This is a genomic window from Acidovorax sp. GW101-11A03 (genome assembly GCF_059424825.1).
The window spans coordinates 42,351-63,511 of record NZ_JBWKZU010000011.1 but is presented as its reverse complement, the minus strand read 5'-3'; the positions used below and the strand labels follow the sequence as shown (position 1 = coordinate 63,511).

The window sequence follows — 21,161 nt, the reverse complement described above, 5'->3', positions numbered from 1 at the left end:
AGTGAAAGCATGAACATTGAATCGGGTTTTGCGCAGGTCGCACAGTCGCTGCTGTGGCCGGTGCTGGTGCTGGTGGGGCTGGCGTTTGTCTACGCACTGTGGGCGGGTGGCGCCACACTGATGGAGGCTTGGCAGCGCTGGCGCCAGCCGCAGTACCGCTCGCTGCGCGTGGCGCCGGGCCTGTCGATGGAAGAGCTGGAGCTGCAGCTGGTGCGCCAGGTGGAGCCCGTGCGCCTGCTCAGCCGCCTGTCGCCCATGCTGGGGCTGATCGCCACGATGATCCCGCTCGGCCCCGCGCTGCAGAGCGTGGCGGCGGGCAACGGCCAGCAGGCGCTGGCGGTGTTCAGCGGCGCCTTTGCGGGTGTGGTGCTGGCGCTGGCGGCTGCGTCGGTGGGCCTGGTGGTGTACTCGGTGCGCCGCCGCTGGCTGCTGGCCGAGCTGCTGGTGGTGCGCAAGGAGCGCGGGGTGGCGCAATGACGCTGAAGCACTTGAGCGTCCTGGCTGAGGACGACGACGACCCGATGCTGTCCGCCGTGAATCTGGTGGACGTGTTCCTGGTGCTGGTGGTGGCACTGCTCACGGCCGTGGCCGTGCAAAGCCAGACCAGCGCCAACGAGAGCGTCACCATCATCCGCAACCCGGGCCAGCCCGACATGGAAGTGGTGGTGCGCGAGCAGGGCAAGGAAGTGCGCTTCAAGGGCGCGGGCAGCGCGGCGCAAGGGCAGGGCGTGCGCGCTGGCGTGGCCTACAAGCTGGAAGACGGCAACATCGTCTACATCCCCGAAACCGGCGCGGCGCCTGCGGGCGCGGCAGACCCCGCCAAGCCATGAAAGCATTGATCCTGCGCGCGGCACTGTGGTGCTTGCTGCTGGCTGCGCCGTTGGTGCACGCTGCGCAGTCTGCGCCCGTGCTGCTCTGGCTCACCTCTGACATCACCACCGCCCCGCGCACGGCCATGGTGCAACGCCTGGCTGGCGAGACGGGCCTGGGCTTTGTGCACATCGACTACCCACTGGGTGGCCCGGCGGTGCTGGACGCTGCCCAGACCCAGAAGCTGGAGCGTGCACTGGCAAGCGCCGCCATGGTGTGGGTGGATGCACCCCATGCCAGCGTGGAGGCGCGCTTGCGCCGCATGGTGGGCACGCAGCTCGATGCCCGTGCCGCACGCGCTCCGGGCCGCGTGGTCTGGGTGCCTGCGGGCACGCCCGCCGTGGACCTGTCTGCGCTGGACGCTCCGGCCCGCATGGTGGCCTATCTGCAGGCGGGCGGCCCGCGCAATCTCAAGAACGCCATTGCCCTGGCGCGCGCCACCGTCGCAGGGGCGGCGATGCCCACCCTGTCGGCACCCGACATCCTGCCCCCCCGGGGCATCTACCACCCCGACGCACCCCGCCTGCTGCCCAACGCCGCCGCGCTGGAGGCTTGGCGTCAGGGCCAGCCCGCGCTGCGCAGCCTGCCCGCCGTGGCCGTGCTGGTGCACCGCCACCACTTCATCGACGGCAGCACGGAGTGGCTCGACGCCTGGTTGCGCACCTTCCGCCAGCAAGGCCTGTTCGCCTATGCCGCCTTTGGCCAGCAGGTCACGGCGCAGACCCTGGCCGAGGTTCTGGAGCTGCCCGCTGAACGAGGCACTGGCCCCGGCCGCCTGCATGCCTCCGCGCTGGTGCTGCACCAGCTGGTGCCCCAGGCCGCCGCACTGCAGCCGCTGCTGGCGCGCTGGGGCGTGCCGCTGCTGGGCACGCAGCCCTACCGCGCAGGCGATGCCGCTGCGTGGGAGGCCAGCGACACGGGCCTTTCGCTGTCCGATGTGCCGTTTTACCTGGCGCAGCCTGAAGCGGCGGGCGCCATCGACCCCATCCTGGTCGCCGCCCACGGCGCCGAGGGCAAGGACTTTCGCCTCATCGACCGCCAGGCCCAGGCCGTGGCCGCCAAGGCGCGGCGCCTGATAGCACTGCAGACGAAGCCCGCCGCCGACAAGCGCCTCGTCGCCATGGTCTACAACTACCCGCCGGGTGGCACCAATTTCGGTGCCTCGTTCCTCAACGTGCCGCGCAGCCTGGAGCAGGTCTCTGGCGGGCTGGCGCAGGCAGGCTACCGCACGCAGCAGGTGCCCGAGCAGGGCTGGATCGATGGGCTCAAGCCGCTGCTGGCCGCCTACTACCCCGGCGCCGATGTGCGCGCGCTGCTGCAAAGCGGCCAGGCCGCCGCGCTGCCGCTGGCGCGCTACGAGCAGCATCTGGCCACCTTGCCCAAGGCCGTGCGCGAACGCATGAACGCGCACTGGGGCACTCCCGAAAAGAGCCGCTACGTGGTCGAGTGGCAGGGCGAAAAGGTGTTCGCCATCCCGCGCCTGCAGGTGGGTCATCTTTCAGTGCTGCCCCAGCCCCCGCGCGAAGAAACACTGCGCCTGGGCCAGAACCCGTTCATGCACAAGAGCAAGGCGCCGCTGTCGCACCACTACCTGGCCGTGTACCTGTGGGCGCAGCTGGAGGCCGATGCGCTCATCCACTTCGGCACCCATGGCACGCAGGAATGGGCGGGCGGCAAGGCGCGTGCGCTCGATGTGCACGACGACGCGCTGCTGCCCTTGGGTGACCTGCCCGTGGTCTACCCCTACATCGTGGACAACCTGGGTGAGGCCCTCACGGCCAAGCGCCGGGGCCGCGCCGTGCTGGTGAGCCACCGCACGCCGGTGTTCGCCCCGGCAGGCTTCGAGGCGCGCATGGCCCACATGCACGAGGTGATGCACGAGTGGGAAACCGTGGACGAAGGCCCCACGCGCCGCGCGCTCGAGAAGCAACTGGTGACGCAGTTTGTGGAGCACCAGCTGCACCGCGACCTGGGCTGGAGCGCCGAGCGCATCGCGGCCGACTTCAGTGGCTTCCTCGAAATATTGCACCCTTACCTGGACCAGCTCGCGCAGAGCTCGCAGCCCAAGGGCCTGGCCGTGTTCGGCCGCGTGCCCGCGCCCGAGCAGCGGCGCGAGACCATCCTGCAGGCGCTGCGCAAGCCGCTGATCGAGGCGCTGGGCGAGGACATCGACGAAGCCTTCCTCATCAAGCACGACGCCGTGCTGGCCGCGCGCCCCGCGCGCTGGCTGGAGGTGGCCTTGAAGGACGCCGAGGCCGCAAGCAGGCTGGACCTGCGCCCCGCGCTGCCTGATGCGCCGCCAGCACAGGACGGCCTGGTGCGCGCCGAAGACCATGTGCCCAACCGCGCCGCGCGCCAGCCCATCGACACGCCCGCGTTGCTGCAGCTTGCCCAACGCGCGCAGGAGCTGGAACGCCTGCTGGCCACCGAGGGCGAGCTGCCCGGCCTGCTGGCTGCGCTGGAAGGGCGCTACCTGCCTGCAGCCTACGGCGGCGACCCCATCCGCAACCCCGACAGCCTGCCCACCGGCCGCAACCTCACAGGGCTGGACCCGAGCCGCCTGCCCACGCGCCAGGCCTATGCCGTGGCGCAGACGCTGTTCAACGACTGGTTCAAGGACTATCAGGCGCGCCATGGCGGCCGGGCGCCAGAGCGCATGGCGCTGTCGCTGTGGGCGGGTGAAACATTGCGCCACCAGGGCATCATGGAAGCGCAGGCGCTGGTGGCGCTGGGCATGCGCCCGGTGTGGGACGACGCGGGCCGCCCGGTGCGCGTGGAGACCATTGCCGCCGACGAGCTCAAGCGCCCGCGCGTCGATGTGCTCATGAGCATCACCGGCTCGTACCGTGACCAGTTCCCCGCGCTGATGGCCTTGCTCGACCGCGCCGTGGCCCAGGCCGCCACGGCCGAGCCCGGCAATGTGATCGCACGAAACACCGCGCAGATTGGCCAGGAGCTGCGCAAGCAGGGCGTGCCGCGCGCGCAGGCCGAGCAGCTGGCGCGCGTGCGGGCATTCGGCAACGCGGTGGGCGACTATGGCACCGGCCTGTCGGACGCGGTGCAGAGCGATGGCCTGCAAACCAACGATGCGCGCCTGGGCCAGATGTTCCTTGAGCGCATGAGCCAGCCCTACCTGGACGGCGAACCCGTGACGGGCATGGCGGGTGGTACGGCGGCGAAGGCATTGGGTGCCCACCTGCGCCGCACCGATGCCGCCATCCTGTCGCGCAGCTCGCACCTGTATGCCATGGTCAGTTCGGACGACCCGTTCCAGTACCTGGGCGGCCTGTCAGCGGCGGCGCGCGTGGCCGGGCGCCCGCAAGGGCTGGAGCTGCATGTGGCCCAGCTGCAGGATGTGGGCGAGCCCACCACCGAGACCGCGCAGCGCGCCATTGCGCTCGAGATGCAGTCGCGCTACCTGCACCCGGGCTGGCTGCAGGCGCAGAAGGCCGAGGGCTACGCGGGCACGCTGCAGGTGCTCAAGGCCGTGCAGTTCGCCTGGGGCTGGCAGGCCGTGGCGCCCGACACCGTGCGCAGCGACCATTGGCAAAGCTTTTATGACGTGCTGGTGCGCGACAAGCACCAGCTGGGCCTGCCCGAGTGGCTCAAAGAGCATCCGCAGGCCTATGCCCAGTCGCTGGAGCGCCTGGTGCAGGCCCAGCGCCAGGGCTACTGGCAGGCCGATGCCGGCACGCAAAAACAGCTCGCGCAGATGTACCAGGAGCTCACACGCGCCGCGCCGCTGGCGGCCGAGCTGCCCAGCGTGCGCCGCTGGGTGGAGCAGGCCGCGCAGGGCAACCCGGCGGCGGACGCCGCACCCGTGGGCTTGGCCGTGGCCACGCCGCAGTCGCCCGCACTGCCGCTACCTGCACCGCCAGCCGCCGACCTGCCTGCACCGCCGCCCCAGGCTGAGGCCCCGCCTGTTGCGCCCGCCGTGCCCGCCATGGGCGTGCTGCTGGAGCGCCAGCCCGAGCGCGAAGCCCCCGACTCCGCCCAAGAGCCCAACCCCGTGGAGCGCATGGCCAGCATCGTGACCCTGCTGGTCATGGCACTGGTGGTGCTGGCAGGTGCTGCATGGCAGGCGCGCCGCCCTTTCTCACTCTCAGTCTTGCCCGGCCTGGCCCGCGCGTGACCCCTCTTCTTGAAAGCACACACCATGCAGATCGAAACCCCACCCACCGAAAAGCGCTACGAAAAGCCCGAGGGCGAGCGCCGGGGCATCGTCATCGTCAACACCGGCGACGGCAAGGGCAAAAGCACGGCGGCTTTTGGCCTGGCGCTGCGCGCCCACGGCCGGGGCAAGGCCGTGAAGATCTACCAGTTCATGAAAGTGCCCACGGCGCGCTTTGGCGAACACCGCATGTTCGAGCAGATCGGCCTGCCCATCGAGGGCCTGGGCGATGGCTTCAGTTGGAAGAGCAAGGACCTGGAGCACTCGGCCCAGCTTGCGCGCGACGGCTGGGAGAAGGCGCGTGCCGCCATCCTGTCGGGCGAGCATTTTCTGGTGGTGCTGGACGAGATCACCTACCCGCTGATCTACGGCTGGCTGCCACTCGACGGCGTGCTGCAGACGCTGCGCGAGCGGCCCAGGGACGTGCATGTATGCCTCACCGGCCGCCGCTGCCCGCCCGAGATCATTGAGCTGGCCGACACCGTGACCGAGATGCAGCTTGTCAAACACGCGTTCAAGGCGGGCATTCCCGCGCAACGCGGCATCGAGGACTGAAGCCTCTGTTTTCTCTCATTGGCCCCTGGCGGGCCAAGGTTCCGTTTTCGTCTTTCTTCGCTCTTTTCATGCGCAAACACCTCACCCCCCTGTCGCTGGCCGTGCTCGCCTGCACCACGCAGACCGCTGTCGCCCAAGCCATTGCCGAGTTGCCCGCTGTTCAGGTGACCGACACGCCATCTGCACCTGGCAGCACGCTGTCGCTCGACGCGCCCAGCGCCACCGGCTCGCGCCTGGGTCTCACCGCGCGTGAAACCCCGGCCAGCGTTAGCAGCCTGGGCGCAGCCGACATGGCCGAGCGCAGCCTGACGCGCGCGCAGGACGTGGCCGTGCGCATGCCCGGCATGACCGAGGCACCGGCCCCCGGCAACGGCGGCACCAGCCTGGTGGCGCGCGGCTTTGCGGGCCACAACTCGGTGGCGCAGATGGTGGACGGTACGCGCCTGGTTGTCGCCTCGGGCACCATCACCTACCCGTTCTCGACTTGGCCCATGGAGTCGGTCGAGGTGCTGCGCGGTCCGGCCTCGGTGCTCTATGGCGACGGTGCCATCGGCGCGGCGGTCAACTACGTGACCAAGCGCCCGATCTTTGGTGCCCCGCAGCGCGAGGCGTTTTTGAGCGCGGGCTCCTTCGGCACGGTGCAGGGCGGCGTGGGCCTGCGCGGCCCCATCAACGATGTGCTGGCCTACTCGGTCTACCTCGATGCGGAAAAGAGCGACGGCTACCGCGCGCTGATGGACACGCAGCGCCACAACTATGCGCTGGCGCTGGCCGTGCGCGCGAGCCGCGACCTGAACATCACCTTCTCGCTGGATGGCGGCGTGAACGACGATGCGCGCTACTTCGGCACGCCGCTGCGCAATGGTGCACTCGACGAGCGTCTGCGCCGCACCAATTTCAACGTGGCCGACTCGGTGGTCAAGTACGACGACCGCGTCTGGCGCGCCAAGGTGGACTACCAGGCCGCCGCCAACGTCCGTCTGCGCAACGAAACCTACCACCTCACCACCGACCGCCACTGGCGCAATGCCGAGGCCTACAGCTTCAACGCCGCCGGCACGGGCGTGAACCGCAGCGACTACCTGGAAATCCTGCACGACCAGGAGCAGACGGGGAACCGCTTTGACGCCACCTTCGATGGCCACCTGGGCGGCATGAAGAACCGCTTCATCGTGGGCCTGGACTGGTACCGCACAGAGCTGGTGCACACCAACAACTCGCCCTATGGCGGCGCGAGCACGGTGGACCCCTTCAACTTCGCGCCGGGCAACTTCATCAGCCCGGTGCCCACCCTGCCGGGTCGGCGCTCCAGGCTGCAGACCACGGCCCTGTTCGCGGAGAACGCCCTCGACCTCACGCCGGAGTGGAAGCTGGTGGCGGGCCTGCGCAGCGACCGCATGGAGCTGGACAACACCGACCTGCGCACCGGCGTGAACCTGATCAAGAAGTATTCACCCGTCACCGGCCGCCTGGGCGCAGTGTGGTCGCCCAGCGATGCGTTGTCGCTGTACGGCCAGCTGGGCACTGGCACCGATCCGCTCAGCGGTGCGCTGTCGCTGCCCGGCGGTGGTAACACCCTGGACTTGACCAAGGGCCGTCAGGTGGAAATCGGCGCCAAGGGCGCCGTGCCTGCCGTGCGCGGCGAGTGGACGGTGGCGCTGTACCAGATCGAAAAGCGCAACCTGCTCTCGCGCGACGCGAGCAACCCCACCCTCACGCAGCAGGTTGGCCAGCAGTCCTCCACCGGCATCGAGCTGGCGTTTGCCGCCGAGCCTGTGCGGGGCTGGACCGTCGATGCCAACGCCGCCTTCCTGCGCGCGCGGTATGACAGCTTCAAGGAGCTGGTGTCTGGCGCCCTGGTGTCGCGCGACGGCAACACGCCCACCGGTGTGCCCGAACGCACCGTCAGCATCTGGACGGCCTGGCGCTTCCTGCCGCAGTGGCAGGCTGGCTTTGGCGCCCGCTACGTGGGCGAGCGCCAGGGCAACACGGCCAACACCACCAAGCTGCCTTCGTATGTGGTGCTGGATGCATCGCTGGCCTACGACTACTCGCGCAACCTCAAGCTCGGCCTGGCGGTGAAGAACCTGGCCGACCGCGACTATGCGCTGGCCGGCACGGCCAATACACGCTGGCTGCTGGGCGCGCCGCGCACCGTGCAGCTCACGGCCCGCGCCATGTTCTGAGCCCGGCGCAAGGCATGAGGACCCACCCGTGGTGAAGAAGCTCGTCATCTTTGTGCACAAGTGGCTGGGCGTGGTGCTGGCGCTGTTCTTCCTCATGTGGTTTGTGAGCGGGGTCGTGCTGTACTTTGTGCCCTTCCCCAGCCTCACGCAGGCCGAGCGGCTGGCGGCCTTGCCGCCATTGCAACTGCCTGCCGACTGTTGCCTGGGGGCGCCCGAGGCCGCCAGGCGGGCGGGGCTGCGCCCGGGCGGCAGCGAAGCGCGGCTGGGCATGCTGGGCGACACCCCGGTGTGGCGCATGTTGGCCACCGCCGCAGACAGTGCCAGTGTCGATACCCCACCGCGTCCGCGTTGGCACACGGTGGATGCGCGCACGGGCGCGTTGCTGCCGCCCCTCAGCGACACCCAGGCCGCCACCGTGGCGGAAGCCTTCAGCGGGCGCCGTGCCACGGGCACCGAATGGGTGGAGCGCGACCAGTGGACGGTGCCCCAGGGTCTGGATGTGCACCGCCCCCTGGTCAAGGTGCTTCTGGATGGCGACGATGGGCTGGAGCTGTACGTGTCGCCCGGCGCGGCCGAGGTGGTGCGTGACACGCGCCGCGCTGAACGCTTCTGGAACTGGCTGGGCGCCGTGCCGCACTGGATCTATCCCACGGTGCTGCGGCAGTTTCCCCAGGCCTGGCACCACGTTGTGGTGTGGCTCTCCGTTCCGGGCGTGCTGCTTGCTGCCTCGGGCGTTGTGCTGGGCGTCTGGCAGCTGTTCCTGAACCGGCAGCGCTGGATCCCTTACCGCAAGTTCTGGATCCGCTGGCACCATATCCTGGGCCTGGTGGCTGCGGTGTTCACGCTCACATGGATGTTCTCGGGTCTGATGTCGATGAACCCGTGGGGTGTGTTCACCAGCCGGGTGGTGGATGCGCAGTCACGCACGCAATGGGCGGGTGAGGCCCCACGCACCACGCGCGGCCCGGCCGAGGCCGTGGCGCTGGCGGCGGCCGAGGGCCTGGTGCCGCTGGAGTTGGACACCTTGCGCATTGCGGGCCAGACCTGGTACCGCGTGCGCGGCCAGGGCGCGGTGCAGCGCCTGGTGCGCGCCGATGGGCCGGTGGCTGCCGTGGCCCATGCCGTGCCTGACGCCACGGTGCTGGCGGCGCTGCAGGGCCTGCGCCCTGACGCGCCACCCCCGGCCATAGAGCGGCTCACCCAGTACGACGGGCTGTACTATGCGCGCCACCATGATGCATCCACCGCCTTCAACCGCCCGCTGCCCGTGTGGCGCGCCCACTGGGCCGGAGACGATGTGACGGTGTACGCCGACGCCGCATCGGCCCGCATCGTGATGCGTGCCGACGCCACCACGCCCTGGCAGCGGATGCTCTACAACGGCCTGCACAGCCTGGACTTTGCGCCGCTGCTGGCGCGCCCGGCATTGCGCACGGGGCTGATCGTGGGACTGTCGTTGTTGGGTGTGGCGCTGTGCGTGACCTCGTGCGTGGTGGCCTGGCGCGTGCTGGTGCCGCGTCGGCGGCGGGTGCCCGCACCCACCGTGCCGATGGGGGAGGGCGCATGGACAGCCTGACCGCCTTGTTGGTCCCCGGCATGGGCGGGGCCCTGTTCTACGTGCTCTTGTGGTGCCCGCTGCTGGCCTTGGCGGTGGACTGGTGGCTGGGGGAGCCGCCTGTGGCCTGGCACCCCGTGGTCTGGATGGGCCAGGCGCTGCAGTGGTCGGGCGACCGGCTGGCGCCCGCCAGCCCCGTGGCCCGGGATTTCAAGGTTTTTTGGCGCTCTGCGCTTGTCTGGTGTGCCTTGGTAGCTATTGTTTTGATAGTTTCTGGGCTGGCGCAGCACCTGGTGCTGATGCTGCATGGGCTTCTGGCGGCAGCATTGCTGGCATTGCTGCTCAAGCCCCTGCTGGCCTGGCGCATGCTGCACGACGAGGTGCTGGCGGTGGAGGTGGCGCTGGGCCAGTCGCTGCCCGCAGGCCGCGCGCAGCTTGCGCGACTGGTGAGCCGCGATGTGAGCAGCCTGAGCGCTGTGCAGGTGCGTGAGTCCGCCATCGAGTCGCTGGCCGAGAACCTCAACGACTCGGTGGTGGCGCCGCTGTTCTGGTTCGCGCTGCTGGGCTTGCCGGGGGCGGCGCTGTACCGGTTTGCCAACACGGCCGATGCCATGTGGGGCTACCCCGGCATGCGCGGCGGGCGTTACTGGCAGTGGGCGGGCAAGTGGGCTGCACGGGCGGACGATGTGCTGTCGTGGCTGCCTGCGCGCATCACAGCCCTGCTGCTGGTGCTGGGGGTCCAGGGCCTGCCGCTGCGCACCCTGGCGCGCCAGGCGCGCAAGACACCATCGCCCAACAGCGGCTGGCCCATGGCGGCCATGGCGCTGGTGCTGGGCGTGCGCCTGGCCAAGCCGGGGGTGTACACCCTGCACGGCAAGGGGCGCAGTGCGGGGCCGCTGGATACACGGCGCGCCGCGCGGGTGGGCACCCGGGTGGTGCTGGCCCTGGTGCCGGTGGTGGCGGCCATCCAGTTGCTGGTGGCCATGGTTTTCTCAGCGTGGATGTCCGCATGACGATGCACGAAATCACGCCCGTGTGGGGTTCCATTCACGGCGGCCCTGATGCTGCGGGCGTGCCGCTGTTTGATTTTTCAACCAACAGCAATGCCTGCGGCCCCTGCATAGAAGCGCGTGAGGCAGTGCAGGCGGCCGATGCCACGCGGTATCCCGATCCGGCGTACACCGCCTTGCGCGAGCGCCTGGCCGCCTTCCACGGCGTGGTCCCCGCCCGCATCGTGCTGGCAGCCAGCGCCAGCGAGTTCATCCACCGCATCACCGCGCTGGCGGCGCAACAGGGCGTGGTGCAGGTGGCCCTGCCTGCGCACAGCTATGGCGACTATGCCCAGGCCGCACAAGTGCGTGGGCTGGACCTGGTGCGAAGTGGCGGCGCGGCAGCGGGCTTGCAGTGGGCGTGTGAACCTTCCAGCCCCCTGGGCCTGGCCGACCCGGCGGTGCGGGCCTGGCAGCAGCTGGGCGTGGAGCGTGGTGGTGACGATGCAGCCGGTGTGCTGCGGGTGCTCGACTGCGCCTATGTGCCCCTGCGCCTGGGGCCTGAGGGCGCGTGGACCGGCACGCCGCCTGCGCATTTGCCATCGGCCTGCTGGCAGCTGTGGACCCCCAACAAGGCCCTGGGGCTGACCGGTGTGCGTGCCGCTTACGCCATTGCGCCCGCTGGCAGCGATGAACTGGTGCGCGCGCTCGTGGCCCTGGCGCCATCGTGGCCGGTGGGCGCGCATGGTGTGGCCTTGCTGCACGCTTGGGTGTTGCCTGTGGTGCAGCAGTGGCTGGTGTACAGCCTCTCCACCCTGCACGAGTGGAAGTCGCGCCAGCAGACGCTGTGCCTGGACCTGGGCTGGGCCGTGCACGCGGGCAGCCTGGCCAACTACTTTTGTGCGCAGCCTGTCAGCATGTCGTTGCCGAATGATTTGGCGGCCTTGCGCGCGGCGGGCATCAAGCTGCGCGATACCACCTCGTTTGGATTGCCGGGCAGCGTGCGCCTGGGGGTGCTGGCGCCCGCAGCGCAGGATGCGTTGCGGCAGGCCTGGAGGGCCGTCGAAAGCAGCCGTACCATCGCCGACAGCCATTCAACCGGTTCAGAGGAAGCCTTGTGAGAACCATCACTGTCAACCGCTATGTCACGCCGCTGCGTGAGGGGGGCTCGATGCCCGCCATCGTCGAGGGCGATGACCTGGGCACCTACGTGCTCAAGTTCCGGGGCGCAGGGCAGGGTGTGCGTGCCCTGCTGGCCGAAATGATTGCGGGTGGCATCGCCCGTGCGCTGGGCCTGCCCGTGCCTGAGATCGTGCTGGCCCAGCTCGACCCCGCCCTGGCGCAGACCGAGCCCGACCCCGAGATACAGGACCTGGTGCGCGCCAGCGGCGGCCTGAACGTGGGGCTGGACTACCTCTCGGGCGCGCTGAACTTCGACCCGGCGGTGGATGTGGTGTCGGATGACTTTGCATCGCGCCTCGTGTGGTTCGATGCATTGGTGGGCAATGTGGACCGTACTGCGCGCAACACCAACCTGCTCATGTGGCATCGCCAGCCCTGGCTCATCGACCATGGTGCGGCGCTGACGTTTCACCATGCGTGGAATGGTGTTGTGGCGCAGCCCGCCAAACCCTTCGCGCCCATTGCGGACCATGTGCTGCTGGCCCGGGCCACGGCGTTGGCGCAGGTGGATGCCGAGCTGGCCGCACGCCTCACGCCCGAGGTGGTTGCGCATGTTCTTGGCGATGTGCCCGATGAGTTTCTGGCACTGGCCGGGGCCGAGCACACCGAGGGCCCGCTGGTGGTGCCTGCAGGCCACCGCCAGGCCTACGTGGACTACTTCTGCGCGCGTCTGGCCGGGCGTGCAGCGTGGGTGAACGCATTGAAGGAGGCTGTTGATGCACGCGCCTGAGGTCTACGACTACGCCATCGTGCGGGTGGTGCCGCGTGTGGAGCGCGAGGAGTTCATCAACGCGGGCGTGATCCTGTCGTGCCAGCGCACCGGTTTTTTGCAGGCGGCCATGGCATTGGACGAAGCTCGACTGCTGGCCATGGACCCGCAGGCCGACATCGACACCGTGCGGCGCCACCTGGCCGCCATCGTGGCCATCTGCGCGGGCGACGCAGGTTGCGGGCCGATTGCGCGCCTGCCTTACCGCCAGCGCTTTCACTGGCTCACTGCCAAGCGCAGCGCCATCATCCAGACATCCCCCGTGCACACGGGCCGCTGCACCGATGCGGCAGCGGCGCTTGAACACATCATGGACCGCATGGTCCGCCCTCTGCCTTGACTTCCACCACCTCTTCCAAGCGAGCCCGCTGTGTGATGGTGCTGGGCACCACCAGCGGGGCGGGCAAAAGCTGGCTTACCACCGCGCTGTGCCGTTACTACAGCAACCAGGGCCTCAAGGTGGCGCCGTTCAAGGCGCAGAACATGAGCAACAACGCGCGGGTGGTGGCCAGCGGGATGGGCAGCGGCGAGATCGGTTCTGCCCAATACTTTCAGGCCCTTGCGGCCCGCGCCGAGCCCGAGGTGCGTATGAACCCCCTGCTGCTCAAGCCCGAGGCCGACACGCACAGCCAGGTGGTGCTGATGGGGCAGGTGAGTGCGGAGCTGACGGCCATGCCTTGGCGCGGCCGCAGCGAGAAAGTGTGGCCGCAGATTGCCGCTGCGCTGGATGCCCTGCGTGCCGAAAACGATGTGGTGGTGATCGAAGGCGCGGGCTCCCCCGCTGAGATCAACCTGCACGCCAGCGACATCGTCAACATGCGCGTGGCCCGGCACGCGGATGCGCGCTGCCTGCTGGTGACCGACATCGACCGGGGCGGCGCGTTTGCGCACCTGTACGGCACCTGGGCGCTGCTGCCCCAAGATGAGCGGGCGCTGATCCACGGCTTTGTGCTCAACAAGTTTCGCGGCGATGCCAGCCTGCTGGCCCCCGCCCCGCAGATGCTGCACGATCTGACCGGCGTGCCTACCGTGGCCACCATTCCCATGCAGTGGCGCCACGGCCTGCCCGAAGAGGATGGCGTGTTCGATGACCGTACGCTGGTGGCGGGTGCCGTGCACACCACGGTGGCTGTGGTGGCTTACCCGCGCATCAGCAACCTCGACGAGTTCCAGCCCCTGAAGAACGTGCCTGGCGTGCGCCTGCTGTGGGCGCGCAGTCCGGCGGACCTGGGCGGCCTCAAGCCCTCCGATTGGGTGGTGTTGCCCGGCTCCAAGGCCACCGCCGCCGACATGGCCTGGCTGCGCGCGCAGGGCCTGGACCAGGCCATTGCCCAGCACGCGGGGCAGGGCGGAACGGTGCTGGGTGTGTGTGGTGGCCTGCAGATGCTGGGCGAGGCGCTGATCGACACCGCTGGCATCGATGGCAATGCGCCGGGCCTGGGCCTGCTGCCCCTGGTCACCACCTTCGAGGTCGCCAAAACCGTGCAACGCACACAGGCCCGGTTTGGCGCGGTGTTGGGCGCCTGGGCTGCGCTGGCCGGAGTGCCCGTCACGGGCTACGAAATCCACCACGGCCAGACAGCCCAGCACCCCGCCATGGCCGCCAAAGGGGATGTGTCGCGTGAAGTGATCCCGGGTATCGCGTGGCAAAACCCGGCGGGCAACGTGCTGGGCGTGTATCTGCATGGCCTGCTCGAAGACCCCGCTGTGCTGCAGGCCCTGTTCGGCCGTGAGGGGGCATCCCCTGTTCCCACGCTCGACGCCGTGTTCGACGGCCTGGCCCGCATGGCCGAGGCCAGCTTTGTACCCGGTGCGCTGCAGGCGCTGATCGCGCCAGATTACGCGGCCGCCTGACCGCCTGTCCCTCGTTCCATTTCGTTCTTTCTGCTTCTTTTCCTCACACCATGCAATCCCTCGCCGCATTCACTGTCCCCGCCATTGCCGACATCTCCGACGCACCATTGACTGCCCGCCTGCAGCACCTGCTCGACAACAAGACCAAGCCGTTGGGGTCGCTGGGGCGGCTGGAGGCGTTGGCCCTGCGCATCGGCCAGGTGCTGGGCACCGAGGCCCCCGCGCTGCTGCAGCCGCAGATGCTGGTGTGCGCGGGCGACCATGGCCTGGCGGCCAAGGGGGTCTCGGCCTTCCCGAGCGATGTGACCTGGCAGATGGTGGAAAACTTTCTGGCCGGTGGCGCTGCGGTGAGCGTGCTGGCGCGCCAGCACGGGCTGCAGCTCACGGTGGTGGACTGCGGCGTGGCGCGCCCCATCGCGCAGCGCGAGACAGCCCCCGGTGCGCCGCGCCTGCTGGTGCACAAGGTGGCGCCCGGCACGGCCGATGCATCGGTGGGCCCGGCCATGACGGCGGAGCAGTGTGCCCAGGCCATCGCCAACGGCATGGACGTGGTGCGTGGCCTGCCGGGCAATGCATTGCTGCTGGGAGAGATGGGCATTGGCAACACCTCGGTGGCGTCGCTGCTGCTGGCGCGGCTGGCTGGGCTGCCGCTGGCCGAGGTGACAGGCGCTGGCACAGGCCTGGACGCAGCAGGCATAGAGCGCAAACGCGCCGTGCTGCAACAGGCGCTGGATACCAATGCCGATGCCACCACGCCGCTGGCCGCCCTGGCTGCGCTGGGGGGTTACGAGGTGGCGACGCTGGTGGGCGCGGTGCTGCAGGCAGCGGCCGAGCGCCGTGTGATCGTGGTGGACGGTTTCATCACCAGCGCTGCCGTGCTGGTGGCCAGCCGCGTGCAGCCCGCCGTGTTGCAGCGCTGCGTGTTTGCCCACCGCTCGGGCGAGCGGGGCCATTCCCTGATGCTGGCCCAGATGCAGGCCGAGCCGTTGCTGGACCTGGGCCTGCGACTGGGAGAGGGCTCGGGTGCCGCGTTGGCCTGGCCGCTGTTGCAGTCGGCCTGCGCGGTGCTGGCCGAAATGGCGAGCTTTGAGTCGGCCGGGGTGGCTACCCAGACGGCCTGACACGGCTTTGCGCTCAATCGCAGGCGACCGTTTGGGCGGAGCCTGCCTGCGCCGCGCGTGGTGTTTGAACGGGCTCCGAGGCCACCACGGTCCGGTTGCGCCCCTCGTGTTTGGCGCGGTACAACGCCGCGTCGGCGCGTGAGAGCATGGCGTCCAGCGTGTCGTGGGCCCCGGTCCAACTGGTCAGCCCGATGCTGACCTGGCAATCCAGCGCATGGCCGGTGGCCAGCGTGGCGTGGATGCGTTGTGCCACCGCCATGGCGGCATCGGCATCGCTGTCGGGCAGCAGCACCAGAAACTCCTCGCCCCCATAGCGCCCCAGCCGGTCGGCGCGGCGCAGCACCTGGCGCGTGCAGTCGGCAAAATGCACCAGCACCGCGTCGCCATGCTGGTGGCCTCGGGTGTCGTTGACGGCCTTGAAGTTGTCCAGGTCCACCATCATGATGGACGGGCCGTGGCCATAGCGCTGGGCGCGCTCCAGTTCCTCCTCGCAGTGCGCCAGCAGCGCGCGGCGGTTCAGCGTGTTGGTCAGTGAGTCGTGCGTGGCCAGGTGTTCCAGTTCGGTGCGCAGGCGGTCGGTGGCCATCAGCACCGCGCCGATGGAAAGCATGAGCACCATCAATACGTAGGCGCCGATGTAGAGGGTCTGGAACAAGGAAGGCTCCATCAGGTCGGAGCCACCCTTTCCAATGAGGATGGAAAACAGCCGTACGGCCAGTATCAACGTGTGCAACGCCAGCACCACCTGCACCAGCCGCACCGGAAAGCTGTGCTCGCCGTGGCGCAGCATGAAGCGCAACTGCGCCGTGTAGATGCAACCCATCAGCACCGTGAAGAAGCCCACCCGCAGTCCGTAGTTGGGAAACCAGTAGGTGAGCACCACAAACACGGTGGTGCTGCCCGCCATCACCCAGCCCCAGAAGCGCCAGTCAAACGATTGGCCCAGGAAGTGGCGTGTACCCATGTAATAGACGAGGCTGCCCAGCACGAGCAGCTGGTTGGCAAGCACCAGGCTCAGCCAGGCCGGAATGAAGTCCCGCGCACCGAAGAGCACCGTGGACGCCAGCCAGAGCAGGGGGGCGACAGCCCAGGCCCCCACGCCCCGGATGGAGGGCGGGTAGTGGCGCCGCATGAACAGCAGAACGACGGCCATGATGGCGGACATGAAGCCCGCCATGGCAATCATGGAGCGTGGGTCGAGGTTCGTCATCCGTCGTGGGTGGTGGGGTGGCGCGCCTGCGTAAGCAATTGTTTCTTCTGCCCGGGCCCAGTATAGCCACGCGTTGCAGAGGCTTGGTCTATGAGGCCAGGGCCCGTCGCCAGTCGCCTGTGCACCATGAAGGCCCCGGGTGTGGGCCGGGGATGGTGCATGGCGTGCGCCCCGCCGGGGCGGCCGCGCACGGCGTTGGTGCATTTTGTATGCAATGCACTAAAAATATTGTGTACAAAGTTGGCATGGGCTTTGCGTACACCCTGGCCCATGCACGCCACCACTTCTGCGCAGGCTCCTGCCGCCATCGAAATTGTTGCGCTCACCAAGCGCTATGCCAGCGGCAAACCCGCCGTGGATGCCATCAACCTGCGCATTGCCAGCGGCAGCTACTGCTGTCTGCTGGGCCCGTCGGGCTGCGGCAAAAGCACCACGCTGCGCATGATTGCGGGGCACGAGTCGGTGACCAGCGGCGACATCCTGCTGGAGAACCGCAACATCACCGACCTGCCCGCCGCCGCGCGCGGCACGGCCATGATGTTCCAGAGCTTCGCGCTGTTTCCGCACCTCTCGGCGCTGGACAACGTGGCCTTTAGTCTGAAGATGAAGGGCGTGGCCAAGGCCGAACGGCAGGCCAAGGCGCGCGACCTGCTGGAGCGCGTGGCCCTGGGCCACCTGGCCGAACGCAAGCCTGCAGAACTCTCCGGCGGGCAGCAGCAGCGCGTGGCGCTGGCGCGTGCGCTGATCACGCAGCCGCGCGTGCTGCTGCTCGATGAGCCGCTCTCCGCCCTCGACCCTTTCCTGCGCATCCAGATGCGCGCCGAGCTGCGCCGCTGGCAAAAGGAGCTGGGACTGACCTTCATCCATGTGACCCACAGCCAGGAAGAAGCCATGGCCTTGGCCGACACCATGGTGGTGATGAACCATGGCGTGATCGAGCAGGTGGGCAGCCCGCACGAGGTCTACAACCGGCCCGCCAGCGAATTCGTGGCGCGCTTCATGGGGGGGCACAACGTGATCGACACGCCCGAAGGCAAGGTGGGTGTGCGCACCGACCATCTGCAGGTTGCCCTCTTCAACGCAGAACTGCCCTGGGGCACCCAGCGTATGCAGGCGGTGGTCACCGATGTGGAGTACCAGGGCACTTATGTGCTGATCGGCCTGCAGAAGCAGGGCGTGGCCCTGTCGGCCAACGCCACGGCGGCCTATTCGGTGATGGTGCCTGAAGCCGCGTTTGCTGCGCAGCCCTACGAGGTGGGGCAGGCCGTGCAACTGCACTGGACGCCCGATCAGGCGCACCCGCTGTCCGTGCCCGTTCCCGCAATGGCTCAAGCCGCCTGACCGCGCCGCCAAGTCTTTTTATTTTTTCACCCGTCCCTTCTGCAACCCAAGGAGTGTTCCCATGTCAGATGCTTCCCGTACTGATTCCCCTGTTGTTGTCTCCGATGCCACTGGCGTCGTCCGTGAAGCCACTGGTGTGGCGCGCCGCTCGCTGCTCAAGGGCACGGCGGGCATCCTGGCCGCTGGCATGTTCCCGGCCGTGCATGCGCAAGAGAAGATCGTGCTGCGCTACCTGGGCACGGCGGTGAACCAGGACAAGGCCATTGCCGAGAAATTCAAGGCCGACACCGGCATCGAGATCCAGTACGTCGCTGTGACCACGGACGACGTGACCAAGCGCGCCGTGACCGCGCCCAACAGCTTTGATTTGATCGACACCGAGTACTTCTCTCTCAAGAAGATCGTGCCCACGGGCAACCTCAAAGGCATCGATACCAAGAAGATCAAGAACGCCGACAAGATCACCACGCTGTTCACCACCGGCCTGGTGGCGGGCAAGGCCGTGGGCGACCAGGGCACTGCACCCAAGAAGGTGATCTACCTGGAAGGCGAAAAGTCCAAGAAGTTTGCGACTGCGCCCACGCAGTTCATGAGCCTGATCCCGACCGTGTACAACGCCGACACGCTGGGCATCCGCCCCGACCTCATCAAGCGCCCCATCAATTCATGGGCTGAGCTGCTGAACGCCGAGTTCAAGGGCAAGGCCGCCATCCTGAACATTCCTTCGATTGGCATCATGGACGCCGCCATGGTGGTCGAGGCCATGGGCCTGTACAAGTACCCCGACAAGGGCAACATGACCAAGAAGGAGATTGATCTCACGATCAAGACCCTGATCGAGGCCAAGAAGCAGGGGCAGTTCCGCGCGCTGTGGAAGGACTTCAACGAGTCGGTGAACCTGATGGCCTCGGGAGAGGTGGTGATCCAGTCGATGTGGAGCCCGGCTGTGACGGCCGTGCGCACCAAGGGCATTGCCTGCAATTTCCAGCCGCTCAAGGAAGGCTACCGCGCCTGGGCTGCGGGCTTCGGCCTGCCCGCCACGCTGAGCGGCCGCAAGCTCGATGGCGCCTACGAGTTCATCAACTGGTTCCTGGACGGCTGGGCCGGTGCGTACCTGAACCGCCAGGGCTACTACAGCGCCGTGCTGGAGACCGCCAAGTCCAAGATGGAAGCCTACGAGTGGGCCTACTGGATGGAAGGCAAGCCCGCCACGCAGGACATCAAGAGCCCCAACGGCGACGTGCTGGCCAAGTCCGGCGCGGTGCGCGACGGAGGCAGCTACGAATCGCGCATGGGCGGCATTGCCTGCTGGAACGCGATCATGGATGAGAACAACTACATGGTCCAGAAGTGGAATGAATTCGTCGCGGCGTAGAAGAGGTGCCACCCCCTGAGGCGCTGCGCGCCTTCCCCCTCTCTCATATTGCTTCGCAATCTGGGAGGGGGACGCGCCCGGTGCGGCGGGGCGGCCCTTGCACGGGGGCACTGGTATCGGGCCGCGCCAGTTTTGACGACTGTCGCCCGATGCGACGGATAACTGATTTGCAAACACCATGAGTACCACCACACCGTCCTTACCCGCTGCTGCCGTCCCCGGCCGCAGCATTGCCGCCTGGTGGCAGGCCGCGCCGTTCACACTGGTGTTTGCGCTGTTCTTCATCATCCCGCTGGCGCTGATCGTGATGGTCAGCTTCTGGGATTTCAACGACTACGAGCTGCTGCCCGGGTTCACGTTCAAGAACTACGTGTCCATCTTCGAAGGCTGCGGCGATGTGTCGGACGGGCTGTGCGTCACGCTCAAGACGTACTGGTCCACGCTCAAGTTCAGTTTCCTGGTCTGGCTCATCACGTTGGTGATCGGCTTCACCGTGGCCTATTTTCTGGCCTTCCATGTGCGCTCATCGAGCATGCAGACGCTGCTGTTCGTGCTGTGCACCATTCCGTTCTGGACGTCTAACGTGATCCGCATGATCTCGTGGGTGCCGCTCTTGGGGCGCAACGGTCTGGTTAACCAGACGCTGATGGGCATGAACCTCATCGAGACGCCCATCGAGTGGCTGCTGTTTTCGGATTTCTCGGTGGTGCTCGCGTTTGTGCACCTGTACACCATGTTCATGATCGTGCCCATCTTCAACAGCATGATGCGCATCGACCGCAGTCTGATCGAGGCGGCCAGCGACAGCGGCGCAAGCGGCTGGCAGACGCTGTGGAACGTGATCGTGCCGCTGTCGCGCACCGGCATCATCATCGGCTCCATCTTTGTGCTCACCATTGTGATGGGTGACTTCGTGACGATTGGCGTGATGGGCGGGCAGCAGATCGCGTCCGTGGGCAAGATCATCCAGGTGCAGACCTCGTACCTGCAGTTTCCGTTGGCAGCGGCCAATGCGGTGATCCTGCTGGCGGTGGTGCTGATGATCATCTGGGGCCTCACGCGCCTCGTCGATATCCGCAAGGAGCTTTGAGATGAAACTGCGCGATTCCCGCCCCGCCAGCTTCTGGCCCCTGGCCATCTTCTTTGCGCTGTTCGTGCTTTTCATGTACGGGCCGATGTTCGTCATCTTCATCCTGAGCTTCCAGGGGCCCGAAGGTGGGCTCACGTTTCCTATGCGCGGCGTGTCGTTGCACTGGTTCACCAAGCTGGCCGAGGGCCTGGGCGTGGTGGACATAGGTGCGGCGCTGTGGCGTTCACTGGGCCTGGGTGTGGCGGTGATGCTGTGCACCGTGGTGTTGTCGGTGCTGGCCGGGCTCGCGTTCCGCAAGCGGCTGGCGGGGGGCAACACGCTGTTCTTTATCGTCGTGGCCAGCCTCATCATGCCGTCCATCATCGTGTCGCTGGGCATCGGGCTGGAGTTCCGGCTGATCGACACCGGCATCAAGGCTGTGCTGGAGCGGGGGGGCATGGAGAGCGCGCTGGAAGGCTACGGTACCTCGCTCGGCCTGTTCACCTCGGCCCTGGGCGCGCACCTGACCTGGACGCTGCCGTTTGGCCTGCTCATCATGTTTGCGGTGTTCAACCGCTTCAACCCTGCGTATGAAGAAGCCGCACGTGATCTGGGTGCCACGCCCTGGCAGGGCTTTGCACATGTGGTGCTGCCGCTGATCGCGCCGTCGGTCGTGGGCATTGGCATGTTTGGCTTCACGCTGAGCTGGGACGAGATTGCGCGTACGTCGCAAGCCATTGGCGATGTAAATACGCTGCCGCTGGAGCTGCAGGGCCTGACCAGCACGGTGACCACTCCGTCCATCTACGCGCTGGGCACGGTCACCACCGTGGTGTCGTTTGCAGTGATGGGCGTGACGCTGCTGCTGGTGTGGGCACTGGGCCGCAGGCGCAAGGGCCGTTCGGGGTAAAAAC

The 21,161-nt window shown here is 67.8% G+C and carries 17 protein-coding genes; 16 read left to right on the top strand and 1 reads right to left on the bottom strand.

Annotation, left to right across the window (positions count from 1 at the left end):
* The first annotated feature begins 9 nt into the window (after positions 1-9).
* The 12 genes from AC07Z7_RS07225 to cobT all read left to right on the top strand — a co-directional run bounded on the left by AC07Z7_RS07225 (position 10) and on the right by cobT (position 15,252).
* A complete protein-coding gene (locus AC07Z7_RS07225) occupies positions 10-477 on the top strand; it encodes a hypothetical protein (RefSeq protein ID WP_252658959.1) in 468 nt (155 codons plus the stop codon).
* The gene (locus AC07Z7_RS07220; RefSeq protein WP_494765826.1) at positions 474-830 is read left to right on the top strand and encodes a DUF2149 domain-containing protein; all 357 of its coding nucleotides are present in this window, start codon (positions 474-476) and stop codon (positions 828-830) included. Before AC07Z7_RS07225 ends, AC07Z7_RS07220 begins: the two co-directional genes overlap by 4 nt.
* On the top strand, positions 827-5,002 hold the full coding sequence (gene cobN / locus AC07Z7_RS07215) for a cobaltochelatase subunit CobN (RefSeq protein ID WP_494765825.1): 4,176 nt from the start codon (positions 827-829) through the stop codon (positions 5,000-5,002). The genes AC07Z7_RS07220 and cobN overlap by 4 nt, the downstream gene beginning before the upstream one ends.
* Before the next feature lie 24 nt (positions 5,003-5,026).
* Positions 5,027-5,596 (top strand): cob(I)yrinic acid a,c-diamide adenosyltransferase, encoded by a 570-nt coding sequence (gene cobO / locus AC07Z7_RS07210; RefSeq protein ID WP_252658962.1) that lies wholly within the window; start codon positions 5,027-5,029, stop codon positions 5,594-5,596.
* Between the two features lie 68 nt (positions 5,597-5,664).
* Entirely contained in the window at positions 5,665-7,782 is a 2,118-nt protein-coding gene (locus AC07Z7_RS07205; RefSeq protein ID WP_494765824.1) for a TonB-dependent receptor, read from the top strand.
* Positions 7,783-7,813: 31 nt separating this feature from the next.
* Positions 7,814-9,358 (top strand): PepSY domain-containing protein, encoded by a 1,545-nt coding sequence (locus AC07Z7_RS07200; RefSeq protein WP_494765823.1) that lies wholly within the window; start codon positions 7,814-7,816, stop codon positions 9,356-9,358.
* Positions 9,346-10,350 carry an adenosylcobinamide-phosphate synthase CbiB gene (cbiB, locus tag AC07Z7_RS07195; RefSeq protein WP_494765822.1) on the top strand — a complete coding sequence of 335 codons (1,005 nt, stop codon included), beginning with the start codon at positions 9,346-9,348 and terminating at the stop codon, positions 10,348-10,350. Before AC07Z7_RS07200 ends, cbiB begins: the two co-directional genes overlap by 13 nt.
* On the top strand, positions 10,347-11,447 hold the full coding sequence (locus AC07Z7_RS07190; RefSeq protein ID WP_494765821.1) for an aminotransferase class I/II-fold pyridoxal phosphate-dependent enzyme: 1,101 nt from the start codon (positions 10,347-10,349) through the stop codon (positions 11,445-11,447). Before cbiB ends, AC07Z7_RS07190 begins: the two co-directional genes overlap by 4 nt.
* On the top strand, positions 11,444-12,238 hold the full coding sequence (locus tag AC07Z7_RS07185) for a HipA family kinase (RefSeq protein ID WP_494765820.1): 795 nt from the start codon (positions 11,444-11,446) through the stop codon (positions 12,236-12,238). The genes AC07Z7_RS07190 and AC07Z7_RS07185 overlap by 4 nt, the downstream gene beginning before the upstream one ends.
* Positions 12,225-12,617, top strand: coding sequence for a DUF3037 domain-containing protein (locus AC07Z7_RS07180; RefSeq protein ID WP_094287594.1), 393 nt, complete (start codon positions 12,225-12,227; stop codon positions 12,615-12,617). The genes AC07Z7_RS07185 and AC07Z7_RS07180 overlap by 14 nt, the downstream gene beginning before the upstream one ends.
* 35 nt (positions 12,618-12,652) lie before the next feature.
* The gene (locus AC07Z7_RS07175; protein ID WP_494765842.1) at positions 12,653-14,131 is read left to right on the top strand and encodes a cobyric acid synthase; all 1,479 of its coding nucleotides are present in this window, start codon (positions 12,653-12,655) and stop codon (positions 14,129-14,131) included.
* 50 nt (positions 14,132-14,181) lie between these two features.
* Positions 14,182-15,252, top strand: coding sequence for a nicotinate-nucleotide--dimethylbenzimidazole phosphoribosyltransferase (gene cobT / locus AC07Z7_RS07170; protein WP_494765819.1), 1,071 nt, complete (start codon positions 14,182-14,184; stop codon positions 15,250-15,252).
* A gap of 13 nt (positions 15,253-15,265) precedes the next feature.
* Here the strand turns inward: cobT and AC07Z7_RS07165 are convergent, their stop codons facing one another.
* Positions 15,266-16,462 carry a GGDEF domain-containing protein gene (locus AC07Z7_RS07165; RefSeq protein ID WP_494765818.1) on the bottom strand — a complete coding sequence of 399 codons (1,197 nt, stop codon included), beginning with the start codon at positions 16,460-16,462 and terminating at the stop codon, positions 15,266-15,268.
* 270 nt (positions 16,463-16,732) lie between these two features.
* Between AC07Z7_RS07165 and AC07Z7_RS07160 the strand changes: the two genes are divergently transcribed.
* From AC07Z7_RS07160 to AC07Z7_RS07145, 4 genes are all read left to right on the top strand, one after another.
* On the top strand, positions 16,733-17,803 hold the full coding sequence (locus AC07Z7_RS07160; protein WP_494765817.1) for an ABC transporter ATP-binding protein: 1,071 nt from the start codon (positions 16,733-16,735) through the stop codon (positions 17,801-17,803).
* Between the two features lie 61 nt (positions 17,804-17,864).
* On the top strand, positions 17,865-19,178 hold the full coding sequence (locus tag AC07Z7_RS07155) for an ABC transporter substrate-binding protein (RefSeq protein ID WP_494765816.1): 1,314 nt from the start codon (positions 17,865-17,867) through the stop codon (positions 19,176-19,178).
* Between the two features lie 178 nt (positions 19,179-19,356).
* Positions 19,357-20,268, top strand: coding sequence for an ABC transporter permease (locus AC07Z7_RS07150; protein ID WP_291507309.1), 912 nt, complete (start codon positions 19,357-19,359; stop codon positions 20,266-20,268).
* A 1-nt stretch (position 20,269) separates the two neighbouring features.
* Positions 20,270-21,157 (top strand): ABC transporter permease, encoded by an 888-nt coding sequence (locus AC07Z7_RS07145; RefSeq protein ID WP_494765815.1) that lies wholly within the window; start codon positions 20,270-20,272, stop codon positions 21,155-21,157.
* Positions 21,158-21,161 lie beyond the last annotated feature (4 nt).

Coding starts and splice junctions, on each gene's coding strand:
- AC07Z7_RS07225 (WP_252658959.1), top strand. CDS start 10: ATGAACATTGAATCGGGTTTTGCGCAGGTCGCACAGTCGCTGCTGTGG.
- AC07Z7_RS07220 (WP_494765826.1), top strand. CDS start 474: ATGACGCTGAAGCACTTGAGCGTCCTGGCTGAGGACGACGACGACCCG.
- cobN (WP_494765825.1), top strand. CDS start 827: ATGAAAGCATTGATCCTGCGCGCGGCACTGTGGTGCTTGCTGCTGGCT.
- cobO (WP_252658962.1), top strand. CDS start 5,027: ATGCAGATCGAAACCCCACCCACCGAAAAGCGCTACGAAAAGCCCGAG.
- AC07Z7_RS07205 (WP_494765824.1), top strand. CDS start 5,665: ATGCGCAAACACCTCACCCCCCTGTCGCTGGCCGTGCTCGCCTGCACC.
- cbiB (WP_494765822.1), top strand. CDS start 9,346: ATGGACAGCCTGACCGCCTTGTTGGTCCCCGGCATGGGCGGGGCCCTG.
- AC07Z7_RS07190 (WP_494765821.1), top strand. CDS start 10,347: ATGACGATGCACGAAATCACGCCCGTGTGGGGTTCCATTCACGGCGGC.
- AC07Z7_RS07180 (WP_094287594.1), top strand. CDS start 12,225: ATGCACGCGCCTGAGGTCTACGACTACGCCATCGTGCGGGTGGTGCCG.
- AC07Z7_RS07175 (WP_494765842.1), top strand. CDS start 12,653: ATGGTGCTGGGCACCACCAGCGGGGCGGGCAAAAGCTGGCTTACCACC.
- cobT (WP_494765819.1), top strand. CDS start 14,182: ATGCAATCCCTCGCCGCATTCACTGTCCCCGCCATTGCCGACATCTCC.
- AC07Z7_RS07165 (WP_494765818.1), bottom strand. CDS start 16,462: ATGACGAACCTCGACCCACGCTCCATGATTGCCATGGCGGGCTTCATG.
- AC07Z7_RS07160 (WP_494765817.1), top strand. CDS start 16,733: ATGCACGCCACCACTTCTGCGCAGGCTCCTGCCGCCATCGAAATTGTT.
- AC07Z7_RS07155 (WP_494765816.1), top strand. CDS start 17,865: ATGTCAGATGCTTCCCGTACTGATTCCCCTGTTGTTGTCTCCGATGCC.
- AC07Z7_RS07150 (WP_291507309.1), top strand. CDS start 19,357: ATGAGTACCACCACACCGTCCTTACCCGCTGCTGCCGTCCCCGGCCGC.
- AC07Z7_RS07145 (WP_494765815.1), top strand. CDS start 20,270: ATGAAACTGCGCGATTCCCGCCCCGCCAGCTTCTGGCCCCTGGCCATC.